At 56.7% G+C, this 22173-nt stretch carries 19 protein-coding genes; 6 read left to right on the top strand and 13 right to left on the bottom strand.

Features of this window, described 5'->3' with window-relative positions:
• The first annotated feature begins 271 nt into the window (after positions 1–271).
• On the top strand, positions 272–2584 hold the full coding sequence (locus BMI79_RS18385) for a zinc/cadmium/mercury/lead-transporting ATPase (protein ID WP_076943548.1): 2313 nt from the start codon (positions 272–274) through the stop codon (positions 2582–2584).
• Between the two features lie 43 nt (positions 2585–2627).
• Here the strand turns inward: BMI79_RS18385 and tusA are convergent, their stop codons facing one another.
• Complete coding sequence (tusA, locus tag BMI79_RS18380) at positions 2628–2879, bottom strand: sulfurtransferase TusA (protein ID WP_076943611.1); 252 nt, start codon at positions 2877–2879, stop codon at positions 2628–2630.
• 231 nt (positions 2880–3110) lie between these two features.
• Here tusA and BMI79_RS18375 point away from each other — a divergent pair, with 231 nt between their 5' ends.
• Together BMI79_RS18375 and BMI79_RS18370 are read left to right on the top strand one after the other, a co-directional pair.
• Positions 3111–3776, top strand: coding sequence for a 7-cyano-7-deazaguanine/7-aminomethyl-7-deazaguanine transporter (locus BMI79_RS18375; RefSeq protein WP_076943547.1), 666 nt, complete (start codon positions 3111–3113; stop codon positions 3774–3776).
• A gap of 136 nt (positions 3777–3912) precedes the next feature.
• The gene (locus BMI79_RS18370; RefSeq protein WP_076943546.1) at positions 3913–4470 is read left to right on the top strand and encodes a DcrB family lipoprotein; all 558 of its coding nucleotides are present in this window, start codon (positions 3913–3915) and stop codon (positions 4468–4470) included.
• Positions 4471–4508: 38 nt separating this feature from the next.
• On the opposite strand, the gene glpC is transcribed toward BMI79_RS18370, so the two are convergent.
• The 3 genes from glpC to glpA are packed head-to-tail and all read right to left on the bottom strand — an operon-like array spanning position 4509 to position 8615.
• Entirely contained in the window at positions 4509–5708 is a 1200-nt protein-coding gene (glpC, locus tag BMI79_RS18365) for an anaerobic glycerol-3-phosphate dehydrogenase subunit GlpC (protein WP_076943545.1), read from the bottom strand.
• Positions 5705–6976: a glycerol-3-phosphate dehydrogenase subunit GlpB gene (gene glpB / locus BMI79_RS18360; RefSeq protein ID WP_076943544.1), complete on the bottom strand. Its 1272-nt coding sequence runs from the start codon at positions 6974–6976 to the stop codon at positions 5705–5707. Before glpB ends, glpC begins: the two co-directional genes overlap by 4 nt.
• Positions 6966–8615, bottom strand: coding sequence for an anaerobic glycerol-3-phosphate dehydrogenase subunit A (glpA, locus tag BMI79_RS18355; protein ID WP_076943543.1), 1650 nt, complete (start codon positions 8613–8615; stop codon positions 6966–6968). The genes glpB and glpA overlap by 11 nt, the downstream gene beginning before the upstream one ends.
• A gap of 591 nt (positions 8616–9206) precedes the next feature.
• On the opposite strand from glpA, the gene glpT reads away from it, so the two are divergent.
• The 3 genes from glpT (at position 9207) to BMI79_RS18340 (ending at position 12767) form a co-directional block, all read left to right on the top strand.
• Positions 9207–10559 carry a glycerol-3-phosphate transporter gene (gene glpT, locus BMI79_RS18350; RefSeq protein WP_076943542.1) on the top strand — a complete coding sequence of 451 codons (1353 nt, stop codon included), beginning with the start codon at positions 9207–9209 and terminating at the stop codon, positions 10557–10559.
• Between the two features lie 275 nt (positions 10560–10834).
• Entirely contained in the window at positions 10835–11926 is a 1092-nt protein-coding gene (gene glpQ / locus BMI79_RS18345) for a glycerophosphodiester phosphodiesterase (RefSeq protein ID WP_076943541.1), read from the top strand.
• A gap of 130 nt (positions 11927–12056) precedes the next feature.
• The gene (locus tag BMI79_RS18340) at positions 12057–12767 is read left to right on the top strand and encodes a hypothetical protein (RefSeq protein ID WP_076943540.1); all 711 of its coding nucleotides are present in this window, start codon (positions 12057–12059) and stop codon (positions 12765–12767) included.
• A gap of 6 nt (positions 12768–12773) precedes the next feature.
• Here the strand turns inward: BMI79_RS18340 and BMI79_RS18335 are convergent, their stop codons facing one another.
• The 9 genes from BMI79_RS18335 to yigL form a co-directional block, all read right to left on the bottom strand.
• The gene (locus BMI79_RS18335; RefSeq protein ID WP_076943539.1) at positions 12774–13682 is read right to left on the bottom strand and encodes a LysR substrate-binding domain-containing protein; all 909 of its coding nucleotides are present in this window, start codon (positions 13680–13682) and stop codon (positions 12774–12776) included.
• 83 nt (positions 13683–13765) lie between these two features.
• Positions 13766–14989, bottom strand: a complete 1224-nt coding sequence (locus BMI79_RS18330; protein ID WP_076943538.1) for a cytosine permease — start codon at positions 14987–14989, stop codon at positions 13766–13768.
• A gap of 87 nt (positions 14990–15076) precedes the next feature.
• Positions 15077–15469, bottom strand: a complete 393-nt coding sequence (locus BMI79_RS18325) for an allophanate hydrolase-related protein (protein ID WP_037403674.1) — start codon at positions 15467–15469, stop codon at positions 15077–15079.
• A gap of 19 nt (positions 15470–15488) precedes the next feature.
• Positions 15489–16448, bottom strand: a complete 960-nt coding sequence (gene arcC, locus BMI79_RS18320) for a carbamate kinase (protein ID WP_076943537.1) — start codon at positions 16446–16448, stop codon at positions 15489–15491.
• Positions 16445–17866, bottom strand: coding sequence for a YlbE family protein (locus BMI79_RS18315; RefSeq protein ID WP_076943536.1), 1422 nt, complete (start codon positions 17864–17866; stop codon positions 16445–16447). The genes arcC and BMI79_RS18315 overlap by 4 nt, the downstream gene beginning before the upstream one ends.
• Positions 17863–19422 carry an acyl-CoA synthetase FdrA gene (gene fdrA / locus BMI79_RS18310; RefSeq protein WP_076943535.1) on the bottom strand — a complete coding sequence of 520 codons (1560 nt, stop codon included), beginning with the start codon at positions 19420–19422 and terminating at the stop codon, positions 17863–17865. Before fdrA ends, BMI79_RS18315 begins: the two co-directional genes overlap by 4 nt.
• 93 nt (positions 19423–19515) lie before the next feature.
• Complete coding sequence (locus BMI79_RS24050; RefSeq protein WP_167370525.1) at positions 19516–20394, bottom strand: oxamate carbamoyltransferase subunit AllH family protein; 879 nt, start codon at positions 20392–20394, stop codon at positions 19516–19518.
• A 17-nt stretch (positions 20395–20411) separates the two neighbouring features.
• Positions 20412–21080 (bottom strand): cysteine hydrolase family protein, encoded by a 669-nt coding sequence (locus BMI79_RS18300; RefSeq protein ID WP_076943533.1) that lies wholly within the window; start codon positions 21078–21080, stop codon positions 20412–20414.
• 292 nt (positions 21081–21372) lie between these two features.
• Positions 21373–22173: a sugar/pyridoxal phosphate phosphatase YigL gene (yigL, locus tag BMI79_RS18295; RefSeq protein WP_076943532.1), complete on the bottom strand. Its 801-nt coding sequence runs from the start codon at positions 22171–22173 to the stop codon at positions 21373–21375.

The following is a 22173-nucleotide window of genomic DNA, read 5'->3' as shown; positions in this document are numbered from 1 at the left end:
ATGACGTAATACTGGCTGTAAACTTCAATCCTGATGCGGCATGCAGAGACAAGAGAGTTATGCTGGCACCTTACTCAAAAATAATAAATTTTATTGAATATATTTTCTTTAATGATCATTAATTAACACGCATTTATATTTTTTATCCATCAAGAGCGGCGCAGCGTCCCTTTCAATTAGCAATAATTCTCATATGAGGCTTGACTCTGGAGTCAGCTCCAAGGTGTAGAGTTAATAGTGTGAACACCGTTAATTGCCTGAAGGGGGCGTTATGCATACTCATAAAGAACATCATCAGGAACATAGCCATACCGAGAGCGGCTGCGGTTGCGGCAATCGTCACGCGCAAACCCAGCACGGTTGCAGCAGTGTAAAAACCACCGGGGCAGAAAATCACACCCATTCCCACCAACATGCCCATGAGCACGGTGCCAGCGGTTGCAGCAGCGGGCACGAAGACCCGGATGAGGAAAGCGACAGGCTAGCTGCCGCTCCCCCTTCCGGCAGCCAGCGTTTCAGTTGGAAAGTCACCGGCATGGACTGCCCAAGCTGTGCCAAAAAGATTGAAAATGCCGTCATTACCATTCCCGGTGTCGCAAGCGCACGCGTGCTGTTTGCCACAGAAAAACTGGTGGTGGATGCCCAGGCCGATATCAGCCGGCACGTGCAGGATGCGGTAAAACAGGCCGGTTTTACCCTGCTGGATGTGGCGGTCAAAACCGACGAACCCAACCCCTCCCGCCTGGGCGAGTTCGGCCCGTTGCTGCTGCTCTCACTGCTGATGGCGAGCAGTTGGATTTTAGATCTCATCAACCCGCAATTCGGCCAGATCGCCTTTATCATTACCACGCTGGTCGGCCTGGCACCGATTGGGCAGAAAGCCATACGCCTGATCCGTTCTGGCACCCCGTTCGCCATCGAAACCCTGATGAGCGTCGCCGCCATCGGTGCGCTGTTTATCGGCGCTACGGCCGAGGCCGCCATGGTGCTGCTGTTGTTTATGGTGGGCGAACTGCTGGAATCCTATGCCGCCAACCGCGCCCGCAAAGGGGTGAAAGCCCTGATGGCGCTGGTCCCGGAGGATGCTCTGCTGATCCAGGGTGACGCGCGCAAAAAGGTGCCGGTCGCCAGCCTGCGCCCCGGCGATGTGATTGAAATCGCGCCGGGTGGCCGTCTCCCCGCCGACGCTGAATTAATCAGCCCGTTCGCCAGCTTTGACGAAAGCGCGTTAACCGGTGAATCCGTGCCGGTTGAACGCCAACAAGGGGAAAAAGTGGCAGCTGGCAGCTTGTCGGTCGATCAGGCGGCGCAGATGAAAGTGACCTCTGAACCGGGCAAAAATGCCATCGACCGTATTTTGCAGTTGATTGAAGAAGCCGAAGAGCGCCGTGCGCCGATCGAACGCTTCCTCGATCGCTTTAGCCGTTACTACACCCCGGCGATCATGCTGCTGGCGGTTGCCGTGATCCTGGTGCCACCGCTGATGTTCGCCGAACCTTGGCAGATGTGGATCTACCGTGGCCTGACCCTGCTGCTGATCGGTTGCCCTTGTGCGCTGGTGATCTCGACCCCGGCTGCGATCACTTCCGGCCTGGCCGCAGCCACCCGCCGTGGGGCGTTGATTAAAGGCGGCGCGGCGCTGGAACAATTGGGCCGGGTACAAACCATTGCGTTCGATAAAACAGGCACGCTGACCGAGGGCAAACCCACCGTCACCGACGTGCTGCCAGCCGATGGCATCAGCGAACAGCAATTGCTGGCTCTGGCAGCGGCGGTGGAAGCTGGCTCGCATCACCCACTGGCGCAGGCCATTATCAACCGCGCGGGGGAAAACGGCGCGGCACTGCCGCTGGCAGAAAACCGCCGGGCGCTGGCGGGGATTGGCGTAGAGGGCGTGATTAACGGTAAAACTATTTTGATCAGCGCGCCGGGCAAGCTGGCGGAAAACCAGCTCAGCCCTACATGGCGTAACCAGGTGGAAACGCTGGAAACGGCAGGGAAAACCGCCGTGGTGGTGCTGGAAGAGGGAGTTCCCGTCGGCCTGCTGGCACTGCGTGATACTTTGCGCAACGACGCCAGACAGGCGATTGCCGAGCTGGCAGAGTTAGGTATTCGCGGTGTGATGCTTACCGGGGATAACCCACGCGCGGCGGCAGCCATCGCCAACGAACTGGGGATTGATTACCGCGCCGGGCTGATGCCGGAAGACAAGGTGCAGGCCATCACCGCGCTGAATCAGCAGCAGCAGACGGCCATGATTGGCGACGGCATCAACGATGCGCCCGCAATGAAAGCCGCCAGTATCGGCATTGCCATGGGCAGCGGCACCGATGTGGCGCTGGAAACGGCCGACGCTGCACTGACGCACAACCGCCTGGTTGGGGTAGCCGAGATGATTCACATTGCACGCGCCACGCACGCGAACATCCGCCAGAACATCGCCATCGCGCTCGGGCTGAAAGGGATTTTCCTGGTTACCACCCTGCTGGGGATGACCGGTTTGTGGCTGGCGGTGCTGGCAGACTCCGGTGCCACCGCGCTGGTGACCGCCAACGCGCTGCGCTTGCTGAAAAAACGCCCGTAAGCGTTATTTACAGCACGTCAGGCTCACCAAAGTGGGCCTGACGTTACTCCACCAGCCCTTTGCGCAGCAGATAGCGGTAAGGAGCCCGGTCGGTTTCCTGTGCCACCAAGGTGTGTTCCATAAAGCGGCAAAAACCCGGAATATCGCGGGTAGTGGCCGGATCGTCGGCAATAATCAGCAACGTTTTACCGTTGTCCATATGGCGCACGGTTTTACGCACCATCATTACCGGTTCCGGACAGCGCAACCCTAACGCGTCGAGCGTCTGGTCTGCCTGGGTAAAGATATCAGTCATGCATTGTTCTCGATCAAAAACGATCGGCGAAGGCTCGCCGGATCTCACTGGCATATAGTTTACGCCAGTGGTTTTTCTGTGCAACACAGGTTATCGTTTGCGTGAAATTTAACCACAACTTAAGTTGCATTGATTGCGCAAACGCGTATTATGCGCCGCGCAGGTAGAAATGTGCTCTATCTTCACCGGTTAAATATGGGTTCCCTCACCCCAACTTAAAAAGGTCACATCATGTATTCGTTTACCGCTCAGCAGCGCGCCACCGCGTTGGTTTGGCTATCGTTGTTCCATATTGCCATCATTACCTCCAGTAACTATCTGGTGCAGTTGCCGATCAGCATTTTCGGTTTCCAAACCACCTGGGGGGCGTTCACTTTCCCATTCATCTTCCTGGCGACCGATCTGACGGTGCGGATCTTCGGTGCCCCGCTGGCGCGCAGAATCATCCTCGCCGTGATGATCCCCGCGCTGTTTATCTCTTATGTGATCTCTACCGTCACTTTTCAGGGGGAATGGCAGGGCCTGGGCGCGCTGGCCAGCTTTAACCTATTTGTGGCACGCATCGCCGTCGCCAGCTTTATGGCCTACGTACTGGGCCAGATCCTGGACGTGTACGTCTTCAACCGCCTGCGTCAGCGCCGCACCTGGTGGCTCGCCCCGGCAGCAGCGATGTTCCTTGGCAACATCAGCGATACGCTGGCGTTCTTCTTCATCGCCTTCTACCGCAGCAGCGACGCCTTTATGGCCGCCAACTGGGTGGAAATTGCGCTGGTGGATTACAGCTTCAAAGTGCTGATCTGCATGCTGTTCTTCCTGCCAATGTACGGCGTGCTGTTGAACATGCTGCTCAAACGCCTGGCATCACGCCAGCAAGACGGCCAGTTACAGCTGGGTTAATCCGCCGCCAAGGGGGTAGCCTGGCTGCCCCGCTCCCGTTCAAAAAAACCTTGTGACAACATCCGCCTTGCATTTCAGCCTGGAATACGGTGCCATACGCTACAACCCCCTACCTGTGAAGGAATAAGGAAGCCCAATGCGTAAAGTAGCAAAATTGATGGGTATCAGCCTGTTAGTGCTTGGCCTCGCGGCCTGTGACGGTGCCAAAGACAACAAAGAGCTGGTCAACGGTAGCGCGAGTACCGCAACCAACCAGACGGTGAGCTTGCTGAATGGCAAACTGACCTTTACCCTGCCAAACGGCATGGCGGATCAGAGCAGCAAACTGAGCCAACAGTCCAATAACCGCCACGTCTTTGCCGACAGCACCGGCCAGCGCGCGTTGATCATCATCCTCGGCGAGAAACCAGCAGACAGCCTGGAAACCCTGGCCCAGAACATGGAGCAGCAACAACGCTCACGCGATGCCAACCTGCAGGTGATCACCAATAAAGCCATCGACATCAACGGGGTCTCATTGCACCAACTGGATAGCATTATTACCAGCAGCGGCCAAAAGGCTTACTCGTCGATCCTGCTTGGTGAGCTGGATAACCAGCTGCTGACAATTCAGGTCACGCTGCCAGCGGATAACCAACAGCAGGCGCAAAGCGAAGCCGCAGGCATTATCAGTTCGTTGAAGTTACAACCTTAATCTTGCAGGGCCAGTTTCTGTACTGGCCCCTTTAATTTCTACCCCAACGCCTGCGCCAGCAGCGTGATTGGGTGCTCGCAGCGCTTGCTGGTCGACATCTCAATCTGCCATTTGCAGGTTTCACAGTCGGTAATCACCAGGTCCACCCCGCTCTCTTCAATTTGGCGGAACAACGAAGCGCCAATGCCCTGCGAAGTTTCATAGTTCTCTGACTTGAAACCGTAAGTGCCGGCGATCCCGCAGCATTGCGACTCCAATACCACCAGTTCCAGGCTTGGGATCTGCCGCAGCAGCTCCAGCGTGTAGGCAGTCCACCCCATCTTTTCCATATGGCACGGCGTATGGTAAGCCACGCGCAGCGGTGTGTGCTTCAGCGGTAACCGACGACCTTGGCTGAGCAGGCGATAAAGGTAGCGCGTTGCCAGTTCCACCCGCTCGCGCACCGCCGAGGTATCGACCTCCAGCAGATGCGGATATTCATCGCGCAGGGTAAAGGTGCAGCTCGAAGAGGTGGCTACCACCGGAATACCGCGTTCCAGCACCGCATCACGCAAGGATTCGGCGTTCACCTTGGCCTGTTTCTTGGCCTGTTCCATAAAGCCATTAGCGATCAGCGGTACGCCGCAGCATTTCTCGCGCTTCAGCAGTTGCACGCCAATCTCCATGGCGTTGAAAACCTTGATCAGATCTTTGCCAAGCTGCGGGTGGTTGTAATTAACAAAGCAACCGTGGAAAAACGCCACCTGTTCACTATAACGCTGCTGCTGTTGCGCCTGTTGACGATACCAACGGCGGAAGGTGCCGAAAGAGTATTTTGGCAGTTCGCGCCGATGATCGATCTTCAGCGCCTTATCCAGCAGCATTCGCACCGGTTTCAGCCCGGTGGTGGCATTGACGATCGGCGCAAACGGCGTCGACAGCGAGCCCATGATATCGGTATGGCTGAGAATGGCGTCACGCAGCGTCGGCTTTTTCTGGCTAAAATTGGCTCGGGCGCGCTGGATAATGTCACCGATTTTCACGTCGGATGGGCACGCCACTTCGCAACGTTTGCAGTTGGTGCAATATTTAAGCGCTTCATCATACAGCGCCGGATCCTTCAGCCGCAGGCGCTCACCGTCCGGCCCGGCCTGCTTCGGCCCCGGATAGAGCGGGTTGACCTTGGCCACCGGGCAATAGGTGGTACACACCGTGCATTTAATGCAGCTCTCAAAGCTGTTGTCTTTTAACAGGCTCATGCCGAAACCTCCTGCATAGCAATCTGTTGCGCCACGTGCAGCGCCCCCACCAGCGACACCCCGGCTCCACAGCCTTGCTGCAGCGGATCGTAACCGCCGACCACGGCACCGATGGCGTACAGATTGACGATCGCCTGCCCTTGCTTCAGCGCGCGCAGGCTGGCATCGGTCTGCACGCCAAATTGCAGGTAAGGCTGCGGCGCGAACAAATCGCGGCGGCTCCAGTCTTCACGCTGCGGTTGACTATACACGTCGAGGCCAAACACCGGCTCACGGATACCATCAAATTCCGCGACCAACCCATTGCTGAAGAAACTGCCGCTGGCCAACACTACCTGCTGCGCGCGCAGCGGAATATCGGTATGGTTACGGGTATACAGGCCGCTGATACGTTGCCCGTCAAAATCCGCCCGCAGCACGGTATCCCCCGGCATAAACACCCCGCCCAACTGCTGCAAACGCTGGCGCAACGCCTGGTGCAGCCGCATACCGAGCACTGAAGGGGGCAACGTCGGCAACAGGAATACCGGTTTACCGAGCGCCTCACGCAACGCAGCCAGCGGCTGATCGCTTTCCAGCCCGAGGCAAGCTGGCAAGAAAACGGCTTCTGCCTCACCCGCCTGGCGTCGTATCTCTTCCGTCAGCACCGCCAGGTTCTCTGGCACGTCCAGCACGCGGGCAATATTCACCGCACGAAATTCGCTAGGGTTATTACGCAACCGATCCAGCAGCGGTAAATGCAGCGAAGCGACCTTGGCCATCACGCCTTGTTCCTCCGCTAACGAACTGGCCGCCATCTGCGGTTGAAAATCCAGGAAACCTTCGATGCCCAGCACCGCAAGCTTGCGCCACGGCAAAACGCCGCCAAGCTCAGTGGTCGGAATAGCCTGCGGGCTGAGCCAGGTGGCACGGCGCGTGCCGAGCGGCGTAACGCGCAGATGATTATGCTCGCTGCTGCCCTGCATCTGCATGCCACAACGCGCCAGCAACTGCACCGTTTCTGCTGCCAGCGTAGCGACACGTGCTGCACCCAGTAGGCTGTAAGGGTGTTGCGGAGCCTGCTGGGCTAGCGCCGGTAAGGCCGCCAGCGGTGACTCCACCGCCGTGCCATCGGGCAGTTGCGCCAGCAGATCGAGCGAGCCGGAAGAAAAATAGAGCGCGCTCTGGCCAGAACTGACCACTGCGCAACGCTTGCCCTGCTCGGCCAAACGGATGGCACAGCTCAGCCCGGCCAGCCCGCCGCCAATCACCACTACATCAAATTGCATCATCCGCCTCCTGCTGCTGGTCACCGCGCGCATCAAGCCCGCACAACCCCTGGTAAACCCAACTGGTGAACTCACTGGCCCGCAGCGCATCACCCCAGGCGATCGGGCGCACGCCCTTCCAGCGTTCATTCAGAAAGTGAGAAAGCTGTGCGATGGATTGCTGCGGCGTGGTGACGTTAAAGTGCGAGAGTAACCCGGCGGCGCGGCAGGCACACAGCTCGCCTTGGCAGGTGCCCATGCCAACGCGGGTGCGACGACGCAAATCGACCAGGTTATTAACGGTCAGGGAATTTACCGCATAGCGCACTTCACCGGCGGTCACCGCCTCACACTCACACACCAGGCTATTGTCCAGCCGATCGCCGGCCGGCACCAGGCTGGCACGATCGCCGTGGCGATAGATTGCCGATCCCCGAATGCTCGCTGGCAGCGACACCACGCTGCGCACCGTTTCTTCCGCCGACTGACGGGAGCCCGGCAACGCCACTTCAGCCGTCGTACAAGGCGTGTTGATCCCCAGTTTGGCGCACACCTTGTCGGTCGCCCATTCCGCCATCAGCCGGTAAGTCATCAGCTTGCCGCCGGTAATGGTGATGAAGCCTTCCAGCCCGTCACGTTCTGCGTGATCGAGCAACACAATGCCGCGGCTAACGTTACGCCCGGAAGGATCGTCATCACGCGCCACCAGCGGCCGTACGCCGGCATAGGCACGCAGAATGCGGGTGTGCGCAAGAGTGGGGGCAAGCAGCGAACCCTCACGGATCAGCACGTCCACTTCCTGCGGGGTGACGACCATATCGTCGATCTGGTCATAATCAATGCGGGTCGAAGTCGTGCCAATCAGCGAGATGGTATCTCCTGGCACCAGAATATCGGCATCTGCCGGTTTACGGCAGCGGTTAATCACCATGTTGTTAATACGATGGCCAAGGATCAACAACGCCCCTTTAGCCGGGAACATGCGTACTCGCAGATCGGCATATTCCGCAATCTGTTGCCCCCAAATCCCGGCGGCATTCACCACCACCTGCGCATGAATATCGTATTGTTGAGCGCTTTTATGGTCGAAAACGCGCACGCCGGTGATGCGATCGTTTGCACGCAGCAAACCGCTCACCTGATGGTAGGTGAGCACCTGCGCACCGTGCTCACGCGCATCCAACATATTGGCGGCGGTCAGCCGGAACGGATCGACGGTGCCGTCCGGCACCCGCACGGCACCGATCAGCGCAGGATTGGCTGCGGGTTCTAAGCGCAGTGCCTGTTGGGGGTCGATCGCTTCGGCATTAATTCCAGCATCCAGGCAGGCAGTAATAAACTGTTGCTGATACGCCAACGAATCCTGCGGCAGGGTAATAAACAGGCCATCGCTAGGTTCAATGCAATGGTGGGCAATGCGTTTCAGTATGCGGTTTTCTTCAATACACTCGCGGGCCGATTCACCGTCGGTTACCGCATAGCGCGCTCCGCTGTGCAACAGCCCATGATTGCGGCCGGTCGCTCCGGTGGCAATGTCATGCCGCTCCAGCAAAATGCAGCGCAACCCGCGCCGTGCGCAGTCACGGGCAATCCCTGCACCGGTGGCACCGCCGCCAATAATGATCACATCCGTTTCTGTTACTGGTGAGTTATTGCTCATCACGCCCCCTGAGCCCGTGGTTATCCTCCTATTGATGCACACTTACTAAGGATTTTGTTTGATAAGGAACAATAACGAACAAATATCGAAAATAAAATGTCCTTAAAAACCCATGATTGTGATCATGATCACGTGACTCCTGTGTTTTCTCATTTCAAAATGTTAACTAATCGCGCAGAATTCGCCGTCGTTTCATAAAAATGTAACAAATGCGCCATCCATCACAAAGGCACACACGCGTTTTGACTAGGATGACGCTCGTTATGGAACAATTTGACAACACTGATTTCTGCTACGCCCAAAATAATTCGAGTTGCCTGTAGGCAGCAAGTGCTGGCCAGCAAAGTGAGCCACCCAAGGGCTCATAAGCCCCACGAACTTACTCAAGATCGTTACTAGGGCAAGTGATAAATCTGCTTGGCAGATTTGAACGCTACTTGCCGCGGCCCCGAAGGGGCAAGGCCCATTATGAGCCGAGTAATGCAGCCAACACGCAAGCAACTTGAAGTATGACGGGTATATTTGTTCGATCATCTTCAGGACATCCGTTTCCTGCTGATGCAATAACTGATAAAGCCATCGGAGGCGCTCATGTTGAGTATTTTTAAGCCAGCCGCACACATTTCCCGTGTGCCGGTCGACAAGGTAGACCCGCTCTACCGTAAGCTGCGCTGGCAAATTTTTATGGGGATCTTCTTCGGTTACGCCGCCTACTATCTGGTGCGTAAAAACTTCACCCTGGCGATGCCGTATCTGATCGATCAGGGTTTCAGCCGTGGTGACCTGGGCTTTGCGCTATCAGGGATCTCTATCGCTTATGGCTTCTCCAAATTCATCATGGGTTCGGTTTCCGACCGTTCCAACCCGCGCGTCTTCCTGCCTGCGGGCCTGATCCTCGCGGCAGCAGTGATGCTGTTTATGGGCTTTGTGCCTTGGGCCACCTCCAGTATTGCAGTGATGTTTGTGCTGCTGTTCCTGTGCGGCTGGTTCCAGGGTATGGGTTGGCCGCCGTGTGGCCGTACTATGGTGCATTGGTGGTCGCAGAAAGAGCGCGGCGGCATCGTTTCGGTGTGGAACTGTGCGCATAACGTGGGGGGGGGTCTGCCACCGCTGCTGTTCCTGTTAGGCATGGCGTGGTTCAACGACTGGAAAGCCGCGCTGTATATGCCGGCCTTCGGGGCAATCCTGGTGGCGCTGATCGCCTTCGCTCTGATGCGTGATACCCCACAATCTGTTGGCCTGCCACCGATTGAAGAATACAAAAACGATTACCCAGACGACTACAGCGATAAAGCAGAAGAAGAGCTGACCGCCAAGCAGATCTTCATGCAGTACGTTTTCCCTAACAAACTGCTGTGGTATATCGCCATCGCCAACGTTTTCGTCTATCTGCTGCGTTACGGCATCCTGGACTGGTCACCAACCTACCTGAAAGAAGTCAAACACTTCGCGCTGGATAAATCGTCCTGGGCCTACTTCCTGTACGAATACGCCGGTATCCCTGGCACCCTGCTGTGTGGTTGGATGTCGGATAAGGTGTTCAAAGGCAACCGTGGTGCCACCGGGGTGTTCTTTATGACGCTGGTCACCATCGCCACCATCGTTTACTGGCTGAACCCGGTGGGCAATCCAGGCATTGATATGGCCTGTATGATCATTATCGGCTTCCTGATTTACGGCCCGGTCATGCTGATCGGCCTGCACGCACTGGAACTGGCACCGAAAAAAGCAGCGGGTACAGCGGCGGGCTTCACCGGCCTGTTCGGCTACCTGGGTGGCTCCGTCGCCGCCAGCGCCATTGTCGGTTACACCGTTGACTATTTCGGTTGGGACGGCGGCTTTATGGTGATGATCGGCGGCAGCATCGGCGCAGTTATTCTGTTGTTGCTGACCATGATCAGCGAAAAGAAACATCACGCTGACATCGCAGCCAAGCGCGGCTAACGATCACAATACTTTTGCATAATTTAAAGGCCGCTCTCTGCATAATGCCGGTCAGTTAAGGCTAACCAGTTCCCTCTCCTCTCCCTTGGGGATAGGGTTAGGGTGAGGGGATGAACACCGCACTACAAGCCCCTCTCCCCGGCCCTCTCCCACGGGGAGAGGGGGCGACTCCTCTAGCCATTGCGCATGATTATGCAGTTTTGCGTTTAACTGACCGGCATTACGCTCTCTGCGGTCTTTTTACTTACCTCTGCCTATAAAATGGAGATTACAGAATGCGGACTCAAATCAAAGCTCTGCTAACAGGGATCATTCTCGCCACTTCAATGCTCAGCGTTGCGCAGGCTGAGGATAAACTGGTCATCGCCCACCGCGGTGCCAGCGGCTACCTGCCGGAACACACGCTGCCAGCCAAAGCGATGGCCTACGCCCAAGGCGCGGACTATCTGGAACAGGACGTGGTGATGACCAAGGACGACAAACTGATCGTTTTGCACGATCACTTCCTTGATCGCGTGACCGACGTGGCGAAGAAGTTCCCCGATCGCCACCGTAAAGATGGCCGCTATTACGCCATTGATTTCACCCTGCCCGAGATCCAGTCGCTAAAATTCACCGAAGAGTTTTTGGTCAAGGACGGTGTCCAGCAGCAGAAATTCCCTAACCGTTTCCCCATGTGGAAATCTGACTTCCGTATCCACACGCTGCAGGATGAGATTGAGATGATTCAGGGGATGAATCACTCAACCGGCAAGGATGTTGGCATCTATGTAGAAACCAAGGCTCCTTGGTTCCACAAAATCGAAGGCAAAGATATCTCCAAAGCCGTGCTGGAAGTGCTGAAATCCTACGGTTACACCAAAAAAGACGACAAAGCTTACCTGCAGAGCTTTGATGCGCCGGATTTAGAGCGGGTGAAGAAAGAGCTGCTGCCCGCGATGAACATGGACATCAAACTGGTGCAGTTGATCACCAATACCGGCGATCAGAAAGTCAGCGAAACGATGGTGATCCACCCGGATGGCAGCCTGACGCCGTACAGCTACGACTGGATGTATGAACCCGGTGCGGCTGCCAAGCTGGCTAAATATGCCGATGGCATTGGCCCGTGGTATCCCATGATTGTGAAAAGCACCTCAACCCCAGGCCACATTGAGCTGACGACCTTGGCGAAAGAGGCTAAGCAACAGGGCCTGCAGATCCACCCTTACACCTTCCGTGCCGATCCAGGCCAGGTTCCTGCCTACGCTAAGGATTTCAACGATATGCTGAAAATTTTCTACATTGATGCAGACGTTGACGGCCTGTTCACCGACTTCCCGGACAAAGGCGTACAGTTCCTGCAGCAGCATAAGTTGCATAAATAAGCGCGACTCAGCCCCTCCCGCTCGGGTGGGGCTTTCCAGCACCTCTGCCAGTAGCAGCTCCCCTGAACCTTGAAAGACATCAGGTATGATGGAAGGATAGGGATAATAGTCGCTAATGGGGGGAGGGTTCATGGAACGCTCGGTATTATTGCAACATCTTAAAACGTCATGCTATGCCTTATCGGCTATCGTGCTCACCGGCTGGGTCACCGATGCACTGAATGAAGGGCTGATTTTCAAGATGGTGCTGCGTTTTTTCCGCCCGGATGATGTTGAACGCTATTCCCATCCGTTCAATGATTTGGTCAGCTTTTTCATCTGGTTTATCCCGTTAATTTTTACGACGCTGTTACTGTTATTTGCTTCGGTAATGACATTACATCATGTCAAAAAGCCGCACCTTTACCGGATCGCCAAAAGAAAACCGCTACTCTACTGCCCGCAGGTGGTGGGCTCCCCTCTGCTGGAGCACCTGCCCCTATTTTTGCAAACTTACCGTGCGGCGGAAAAATTATCACTGCTGATCCCGGAAGCGTTGCAGCAGGAATATAAAAATACGCTGGCGAGTATGATGGGGAGCAGAAATTATGATATCTATCTGCTCAAAGAAAACGACGATCTGCAAAAGATAACGCTCGAGATGGAGCAATGGATAAAAAAAACGCTGAAAAATCAGCAGCCCGACAACCCTACGCCACTGTTCTTTGATATTACCTATGCCTCAGCGGCTCACAGCAGTGCTGCCTTATTTTGCAGCCTGGATCAGGATATGGAACTCATTCAGGCGACGCCTGAAGGCACCTTATATTCCTATGATCTGGTCTGCAAAGTTCAGGAATAAACGCTGTTACCATTGGCCATGCAGCCGGGCACGGAACGAAGGTGCCAGCAGGTAATCCATGCACCAACGGCCAACTTTGCCCATGCCATCAGAACGGGCCGCCAAAAAGATCTGCGTGGCGTGTTTATGTTCCTGCATCGGTTTTTTGACTAACGAACCGCCGTTCAACAACGGCAAAGCCAGATGGTGCGGCACATAACCAATGCCCACATTGCGCTGGATAAGCTCAATGGCGGTGGCAAAATCAGGCACAAACATCGGTTTTTGCCCCTCCAGTAACCAGGCCTGCTGCGGCACAAAGTTGACCGCGGTGTCGCGGATGCACAGCGCCGGATAGTGCCGCAGCTCGTTGTTGTGTAACGGCAATACCTGGGTCGCCAACGGATGCTCTGGCCCGACGACGAAATCCCATTCCAGGTGGCCTATCGACTCGCTGATAATCCCCTCGGTGCTGGGCACCGCATGCGGAGCACCAATCACCAGATTGGCTCTTTTGCCGTATAGCGCATCCCAGCAGCCGTTATACACTTCGGTATCAATGGTCAGCCGGGTAGAGGGAAACATTGCTTCAAAATCGCAGACAAACTCCACAATCGCTGAACGAGGGATGATGTTGTTCACCGCGATCGTCAGTTCCTGCTCCACACCGCTGTGGATCAAGGCCGTGTTGCGCTGTAGCGCATCCAAATCATTAAGAATGGTTTTGCTGTGTTCGACGAAATACTCGCCCGCTGGGGTGAGTTCAATATAGCGGCCTTTGCGCAGAAAGAGCTCAACGCCAAAGCTCTCCTCAAGCTTTTTCACCGTATAGCTGATCGCGGAAGGGACTTTGTTCAGGTGTTCGGCAGCGGTAGTAATGCTCTGGTATTTGGCAACCAGATGGATGACCCGCAATGTTTCGTCGGAGATAAACATAATGATTCCCTGAGGCTGCCTGAGAGGAGACTGCCAGCTTACATGCTGGCAGCATATTCACTATGTTCGATTATACCTGAGTATTATTTTTGCGTACCGATCCGGCTTAACAGCACATAACCCACGCAGGCTACCAGGATCGAGTCCACCGAAGGAATGGTGGTCAGGGTAAACATCCCTTTCACCGTCATAAAACCCACCGCCGAGCCCGCAGCCCAAGCGACAAACGTCAGCAGCTTGATCTGTGGCTCCGCCGCCAGCACGCCTTCCTGATAGCCATTGCGGCGATAGAGGAAGAAGTCGGCGATATAGATACCGGCCACCGGTGGGGTAGCAATGCCAAGGAACAGCAAGAACGGAATAAACCAGCCCATGATGTCCATACTGCCGACAATCGCCGACAGCACGCCAAGCGCCAGAGTGATCTGCCATTTCGGGAAACGGGTTAACAGCGTAGACACCACCAGCGTTCCCTGGAACATATTACCGGCGTTGCCGGTGATGCAGGCAAACACCAACAGCAAGGCCGCCGGTAATACCGAACCGAATGCCGCCATCGCCGCCAGCAGCGATCCCTGCCCGCTCAGTGCGCTAGGCGTCGCCCCCACCCAATACAGCAATGGGTAAGCAATCAGAAAGGTGCTAAATGCGCCGATCAACGCATGCTTGCGGTTATGCACGAAGCTGCCGAAGTCGGGCAAAGTGGCAACCAGTACAATGATCGTCCCCACCACGGTAGAAACCGCCACCCCGGTATCCATACTGCCCACGCTTTGTACCAGTTCAACCTGGCCGTTCATCGCCACATACAGGATGTAGCACAGCACCAGTGCGATAATCGGCACCGCGATCTGCGCCACTTTACCCAGCACGGCAAAGCCAAACGCGGTAGATGCGACAAAAATACAGCACCCAATCGCCACCAGCAGCGGCGTTGGCAGATCCATGCCACGCTGCGCCAGCAGATCGTGCACCGAATGGCCGAACATGTTGGCGGTTACCGCAATCCAACCAAACAGGCTGATCGCCATCAGAATGTTAATGGCCACCGCACCGCGTTCACCGAAGGGATACTTCACAATGCCGTAGGTCGGCAGACGCGCTTTTTCACCCACGCTGATGGTGATGGCGGCCAACACCGCCAGAATAATTCCCCCCAATCCCACCACGGTGATCAGCTCTGAACGGGAGAGCTGGTTGCCAAGGCTGGAGGAAGAGAGCAACACCGGGGTAACCGCAATCCCCAGCAAGATCATCGCAATATGGAAGCCGGACGCGGTACTGACGCTTTCATCCGTTTTACGCATTGATTACTCCTATGGAGTCTTGTGTCAGGTGGTCCCGCCAGCGCACATCAGTGCTGCTGGCGGTGTATAACCTGAAGGTTTAGCCACTCATTCGGTGAAGGTTTCACCGGTATACTGGCGCCAGCCGCCGCACTCGGTAATTTCTTTCTGCCCTGCCACCAGCCAAGGCTCTGCCAGCACGCCCAGCACTTCGCTGCCGTCCTGCAGTTTCACCTTGCCGATCGACAGCCCAGCCGGTTCGCTCAGCAACAGCGTCGCGAACGACGCCATCGGCAGTTCCCAGATCTCCAGCGCTACCGAAACGCCGCCTTCCATCACCCGGATCATGCCTGGATGGCGATCGTTAATGCTCCACAGCCGATAATGGGCATCGGTCTGGTCTTCACGAACGAAAACGCCGCCTGCTCCGGTCATGTTGCCGTTCAGTTCCAGGCCGCGCATCAGGGTGCCGTTCACGGCCACCAAAGTAGTCTGACTCATTGTGTTAATTCCTTAATGGTTATGGCTTAATCCAAGTGCCGGTCTGGTGATTCAGGGCTGCCTTAATGGCTTGCGGGCTGGTGATCAGCCCTTGGCCGTTCTTGCCCTGCTGCTGGCTACGGGTGACAAAGCCCAAGATAGCTTCAACTTTCGGCTGCATGCTGCCAGCACCAAATTGCCCCTGTTGCAGTAATTCCTGCGCCTGTTCAATGCTCAACGTATCCAGCCACTGTTGCTGCGGTGTACCAAAATTGATGGCAACCTGTTCAACCCCGGTCGGGATCATCAACAGGTCCGCACCGAGTTGTTCTGCCAGCAATGCCGAAGCAAGATCTTTGTCGATCACCGCTTCCACACCTTGCAGTTGCTGATGCTCATCGCGGATCACCGGGATCCCGCCGCCGCCGCAGGCGATGACGATGCAGCCTTGCGCCAGCAGTTGGCTAATCACATCACGCTCGATGATCTCCAGCGGCGCAGGTGAAGGCACCGTGCGGCGCCAGCCGCGGCCTGCGTCTTCCATGACCGTCCAGCCCAGCGTTTGCTGGCGCGCTAACGCTGTCTCACGATCAAAGAATGCCCCTACCGGCTTGCTCGGATGCTGGAATGCCGCATCATCGGCGCTGACCAGAGTTTGCGTCACCAGAGCGACCACTGGGCGCTGGATCCCACGGCGCTGCAGTTCATTACGCAGCGCCTTCTGGAACATGTAGCCAATCGCGCCTTGAGTATCACCCACCGCATAATCCAGCGGCACCGGCGCCACTTCTTCTGCCGCCAGCTCGGAGCGGCGCAGGATAAACCCGACCTGCGGCCCGTTGCCGTGGGTCAGCACCAGATCCCAACCGGCTTCGATCATCTCAACAACGTGCCCAACGGTTTCCATCACCGCCTGGTACTGATCGGGAATACTGTTTTGCCGATCGTTCTGAATCAACGCGTTACCACCTACGGCAACCACGGCTAAAGGTTTGCTCATGCTTTTTCTCCTGCAGGCAGTGACTGAGCCAATGCCTGGATGGCATCGACGAAACAAGGCATCGGCGCGGTAGTAATACCGGCACCAATCTGCCCGACGCCCGCCTGTTTGTGGGCGATACCGGTATTGATCACCGGCAGGATCTGGCGATCGGCCACTTTACGCGCATCGATCCCCGCCGCAGTCGGCGCAAAGTTAAGCGCAGGCAGGGTGAAGGCCGGGTTAGCACCGACGGTGATCTCCTGCATACGACGGCTGTTATTGGTGGCATCGGCCGGCGTACCGCCGACAAACTTGACGATGGCCGGGGAAGAGGCCATGGCAAAACCGCCCACGCCAGCGGTTTCAGTGATCGCGCTGTCGCCGAGATCGGCTGCCGCATCGTCCACACCATAACCAGGGAAGAACAACCCTTCCACCGCGTTGGCCGGAGCCTGGAACCAGCGATCGCCCGTACCGGACAGGCGGATACCGAAGTTGACGCCGTTACGCGCCATCACGGTGACCATTGAGCTGTAGGGCACATCGGCGGCAGCGTCCATCATCGCTTTACAGGCGGCCATCGACAGGTTGAGGAAGAAGTGATCGTTGCCGGTAATAAAGGCCACCACGCTCTGCAGCGTTGCCACCGGCAGATCGCAGGCCAACAACGCCGGTACCAGACGCTTGATCAGCAACCCGGTCGCCGCAGAGTTACGGTTGTGAACCTCATCCCCCATGTGCAGCGCCTGTGCCATCAGCGGTTTCAGTTCCAACTCGCCAATCTGGCGCACGGCGGCTTTCAATGCCGGTGCCAGTTCTTGCTGCATCCAGCGCAGGCGCTGCAGCACTTCTTCATTGTTGGCACCAAAGCGCAGCACTTTGCCCAGGCCTTCGTTGAAGTTGCTGAACGCACGCTGGCCGTTGGTTTTGTTTTCAATCACCCACAGCGGCATCGACGGGCTGATGATGCCAGCCATTGGCCCAACCGCCTGATGATGATGGCAAGGCTCCAGGTCCACTGCGCCTTCAACGATCAGTTGCTCGGCGGCCTGATGATCCGTAGCCCAGCCTTCAAACAGGATCGCCCCAACGATCGCCCCTTTCACCGGGCCACACATGTCTGGCCAGGCAATCGGCGGGCCGGAATGCAGGATCAGCTTGCGCTGGGCCATGGCAGGAATCGCCTCAGCCGCGCTCATCACGTCAATCAGTACCGGTTGAGCACTCAGGTAGCGTTCGAAGGCGATCTGGTTGGCCTGCTCCACTAGCGGGTGGCGAATCAACTCGGCCAGATCCAGCCCTGCTTGCACGTCGCCCAGGGCAGGGGGTTGCCAGCTCAAGGCAACCACGTCGCCATTGGCCTGTTTCAGGTTATCGGCAAAACCGGTCAGCCCGGCATTCACCACTTTCAGTGGCTGCTGGAATAATGGATTCATGATTTTTCTCCGTTTTTCTCTGCCTGAATGCGGGCAATCTGGCTGGCCCACATGGCCGCCTGGGCATTACAGCCCGCAATCAGTACGCCAGCCTGGCGTAAGGCAGCTATCTGACGTGAACGTTGTTGAGGATCGGTTTCGGTGCCGCAGACATGGGCAATCAGCAACGGCCTGGACTGGCTAGAGTTTTGATTCAACAGGGCCAGCAGTTCGGTTGCCGGCTCGGCAGCCGCGCCATAACCCAGCACCAGATCAAACAGCACCACGGCGGTCTCGGCGTCATTCAACTCAGCCACAATGCGCTGGTTGCGCAGGGTGGGGTCGATCATCGGGTGCGGTCGGCCACGGGTAAAGTCATCATCGCCCATGTCGATCAACGTATGGCCCTGGCTGCGCCAGATATCCGCCAACCTGCTGTTGCCCTTGACCGGCGTATTCGACGCCGCGCTGAACCCTTGCTGTTGGCACAGCAGTTGGCCTTCATAGCAGAAGGTGCCACCGGCAAACACACCGCGAATGTAGCGGCGAGTCGCTGGCAAGCTGGCGCTGGCGTTTTGCAGGATTTGCCGATCTTCCGCTGATATTGTGGTGACCGTGGCCGGTGCTGGTGTGCAGTTCGCCAGCGCCACCGCAAGCCCGGCAGCATCTGCCAGCGTAGCCGCCGCGGTGATCCCAGGACGAGTGACCTCTTCCGGCGCAGCGCCCAGGAAGTTAACTACCACCGGTTTTCCGCAGGCTTGTGCCTGCTCCAGAATACGTTCGGCAACCGGGCGTGCCGGTGGCTTGGAGATCAAAACAATCACCTGCGTTGCCGGATCGGCGGCCAGCGCCTGTAACCCGTGCAGCATGGAGATACCGCCGATCTCTTCATGCAGATCGTGGCCGCCGGTGCCAATCGCCTGAGAAATACCTGCTCCCAGTTGGTCGATGCGGCAGGTCACTTCCTGCACACCCGTGCCCGAAGCGCCAACGATGCCGATTGCACCGGGTTTCACCACGTTGGCAAAGCCCAACGGCAGGCCGTTGATAATCGCGGTGCCGCAATCTGGCCCCATCACCAAGCGATTCTTGCTCTGGGCCAGCAGTTTGATCTGCTTTTCCTGCTCCAGGCTGACGTTATCGCTGAACAGCATCACGTTCATATCCAGATGCAGAGCTTTAATCGCCTCGGCTGCCGCGTAATCACCGGGTACGGAGATCAGCGCCAGATTAATATCGGGCTGTTGCTCGGCGGCCATTTCCAGGCTCACCAATGGCGGTGCCTGTATGCCCCCATTATTGCTTTCTGCAGGCTTGCTGTTCAGGCGTTGATGTGCCAGTTCCAGCGCAGCGGCACAGGCCGCTTCTTCGCCACGTACGGCGATGATCAGATCGTTCGGCCCAGCCTGGCAGCCGTTATCCAAACCGGCATCGCGCAGTTGGCTGAGGTTAGTGGCGGTTCCCATCACCACCGAGGCCTGTTCAATACCAGGAAGTTGGCTGATTTGCGCCGAAATCTGCATCAGCGATACGGAATCCTGATAGAGATTGGCAAAAACTTTATGCATTACACTCATAGCGGTTACCTGTGCGAGATCTGCAAGCCGGTAGACAGCTGGCAGAAGGGTTCCCTGCTGAAAAGGGCTTTCAGCATGTTGAAATTAATCGGTTTATCTGGCTGGGCTCAGAGCGCTGCTTAACGTCCTCAGGCCGTGCAGCAACCCAGCCAAACAATCCACACCGGAAGAAGCACCAAACTGCATCACCTGCTGGGCCGCCGCCTCAATCTGGGGGGCCGTAGCCTCGGTGCCCAACAGCAGCATCAGATCACAGATCGGCTGTGAAACGTGGCCTTCCAACGCACGTGCCAGGTAATGACGGCTGATGTCGTTGGTGCGTGATAGCTGGCTGCTAATGATGCTGCGCAGCGTGGCATCGTGCGTCGCGATGGCCGGGTGTTGCCGCCACGGCCACAGTGCCGTCAGATACCCCAAGAGGTAGTCATCACCGTCCGGCGTCAGCCCGCGCCCGAAGCCGATCAGCGCGCTGACTTCTGCCGTCAGTTGCGCGGGGGTGTCGGTCATTGCCAACGTGACCGCCCGCGCGCCTTGCCCTATACCGGGTAACAGTTGCAGCTCGCTTGCACTCTGGTGCTGTTGGCAATATTGGCCCAGTTGTTGGGCCAACGGGGCGTAATGACGCAGTACACTCTGGAACTGAGGGGCAAACTCTCCCGACAACCACGCCTGCGGGCACCAACGTATGCTGTGACTCAGCACCATGCCCCAGTGCTCACTCTGCAAGGTAGCGTTAGCAAACCGGACGGCTTGCCCTGCCTGCAGGTGATAACGCCAGTCCCAATTACCGGGAGGCGCGATACGGATCGCATCCGGCAGATTCTGGTTATCGCGGCTCAGGATTGAGAGCAGATAACCATCGGGGTGACGCAGGTTCAGCGAACGTTGAAAAGCGCTGTGTACCTGGAGTTGATCCCCTTCCGCCAAGCGGTTGGCAGCCAGGTAGCCCACTGAAAGCACTGGCAAAAACATTGGCTGCCCCATGCCGATCAGCCTTGCAGACCTGCCACAATCGCGGAAGAGTCGCTAACCCAGCCAAAAATAGCGCCCTGCGCTTTGATCATCTCCAAAGCGTACTTCTGGAATTCCGGGAAGTAAGAACCCACGCAGTCCTGCGGAATAATGCACTCGTAGCCACGGTCATTGGCTTCGCGCACGGTGGTATTCACGCAAACCTCGGTGGTGACGCCGCATACGATCAGCGTTTTGATGCCGTGGTTTTGCAGGATCAGATGCAGATCGGTCTGGTAAAACGCGCCTTTACCTGGCTTATCGATCACCGGTTCACCGGCCTGCGGGTACAGTTCAGGAATAATGTCGTGGCCCGCTTCGCCGCGCACCAGAATGCGCCCCATCGGCCCATGCGTACCGATAAAGGTTTGCCCGCCGCGCGTCAGTTTGGCAGGAGGGCAATCGCTCAGATCGGCACGGTGGCCTTCGCGGGTATGGATCACCAACACCCCTTGGCGGCGAGCGGCATCCAGCACTCGTTTGCAAGGCTCAATGGCGCTGCGGACGAAAGAAACATCATTGCCCAGCGCTTCACCAAAGCCGCCCGGCTCAACAAAGTCTCTTTGCATGTCGATCATCACCAGCGCGGTACTGCCGATTTCAAACGGCAGATCAAAAGGTTCGGCGTGGAAAGTTTTCTGTGTCATATGCCATCTCCTGGTTCGTTACGTTTCGGCCTGATGGCCGCAATCTTGGGAGTCAGATCCAAGTATAGATAGTGTAGAGAGGCACAACAGATAAACGATTTCGCGGGCAGCGACGAAAATTTTGCAGCAGGCTAAATACCCGCACAATAAGTGTGAGATAACCAGAGGGCTGGCTTTCAGTTGCAATTAGATTGATGCAGCGGTGAGGTTTGAATCGAAAAAATCGTTGATGGAATGTGAGCTGAGTCGCTGAGGCAGCGAGAGTGGGCGCAGCAGGCTGCGCCCCGGTGCTTTACGACAGGAACATCTTGCGCAGGTAACGTGGCACGGCGTCATCGGCGTTAGAACCGATCACCTCCAGATCCGGCAAGGTATCCTTCAGGCGCTGATGAGCATCGCGCATGATGCAACCCTTGCCCGCCATCGACAGCATTTCCAGATCGTTCATGCCGTCGCCGAAGGCAATACACTCTTTCAACGAATAGCCGATAATCTTGGCCACTTCTTCCAGTGCATGGCCTTTCGACACTCCACCCGCCATCACTTCCAGGCAGGTCGGCAGGGAGAAACTGACGTTGACCCGATCGCCCCAGCGCGCGTTGATGGCATCTTCCAATGGCTGCAGCAAGGCGTGATCGTCGCAGGTGAAATACACCTTGCACACCCCGTCGGTTTCCAGCAGGCCCGGTTCAAATAGCTGATATTTAAAGATCGATTCCTGGAAGAATTTTTCCTGCTCCGGGCTCTCACGGTTCATGAACCAGTCGTCGTTGCGGTAGACGTTGGTCAGGATCTCCTGATTATCATGCATCATGGTGTAGAGATCGTGAGCGATATCTTCGTCCAGATTGTGGCTGAAGATCAGCTCACCTGCGGTGTTGTGCACCCGCGCACCGTTCGAGGTGATCATAAAAGCGCTGATGCCGAGATTATCGCGAATCTGGGAAACGTCGATATGGTGGCGGCCAGTGGCGAAAACAAAGTGTACGCCGCGCTGTGTCAGCAACTGCAGCGTCTCTTTGGCATAGGGCGTCAGGGTATGGTCAGGAGACAGCAGTGTGCCATCTAAATCGGAAGCGACAACGTGATACAT

The organism is Serratia oryzae, from assembly GCF_001976145.1.
Classification (GTDB): domain Bacteria; phylum Pseudomonadota; class Gammaproteobacteria; order Enterobacterales; family Enterobacteriaceae; genus Chania; species Chania oryzae.
The sequence above is the reverse complement of the archived record's forward strand: the minus strand, read 5'-3'. Positions and strand labels throughout refer to the sequence as shown.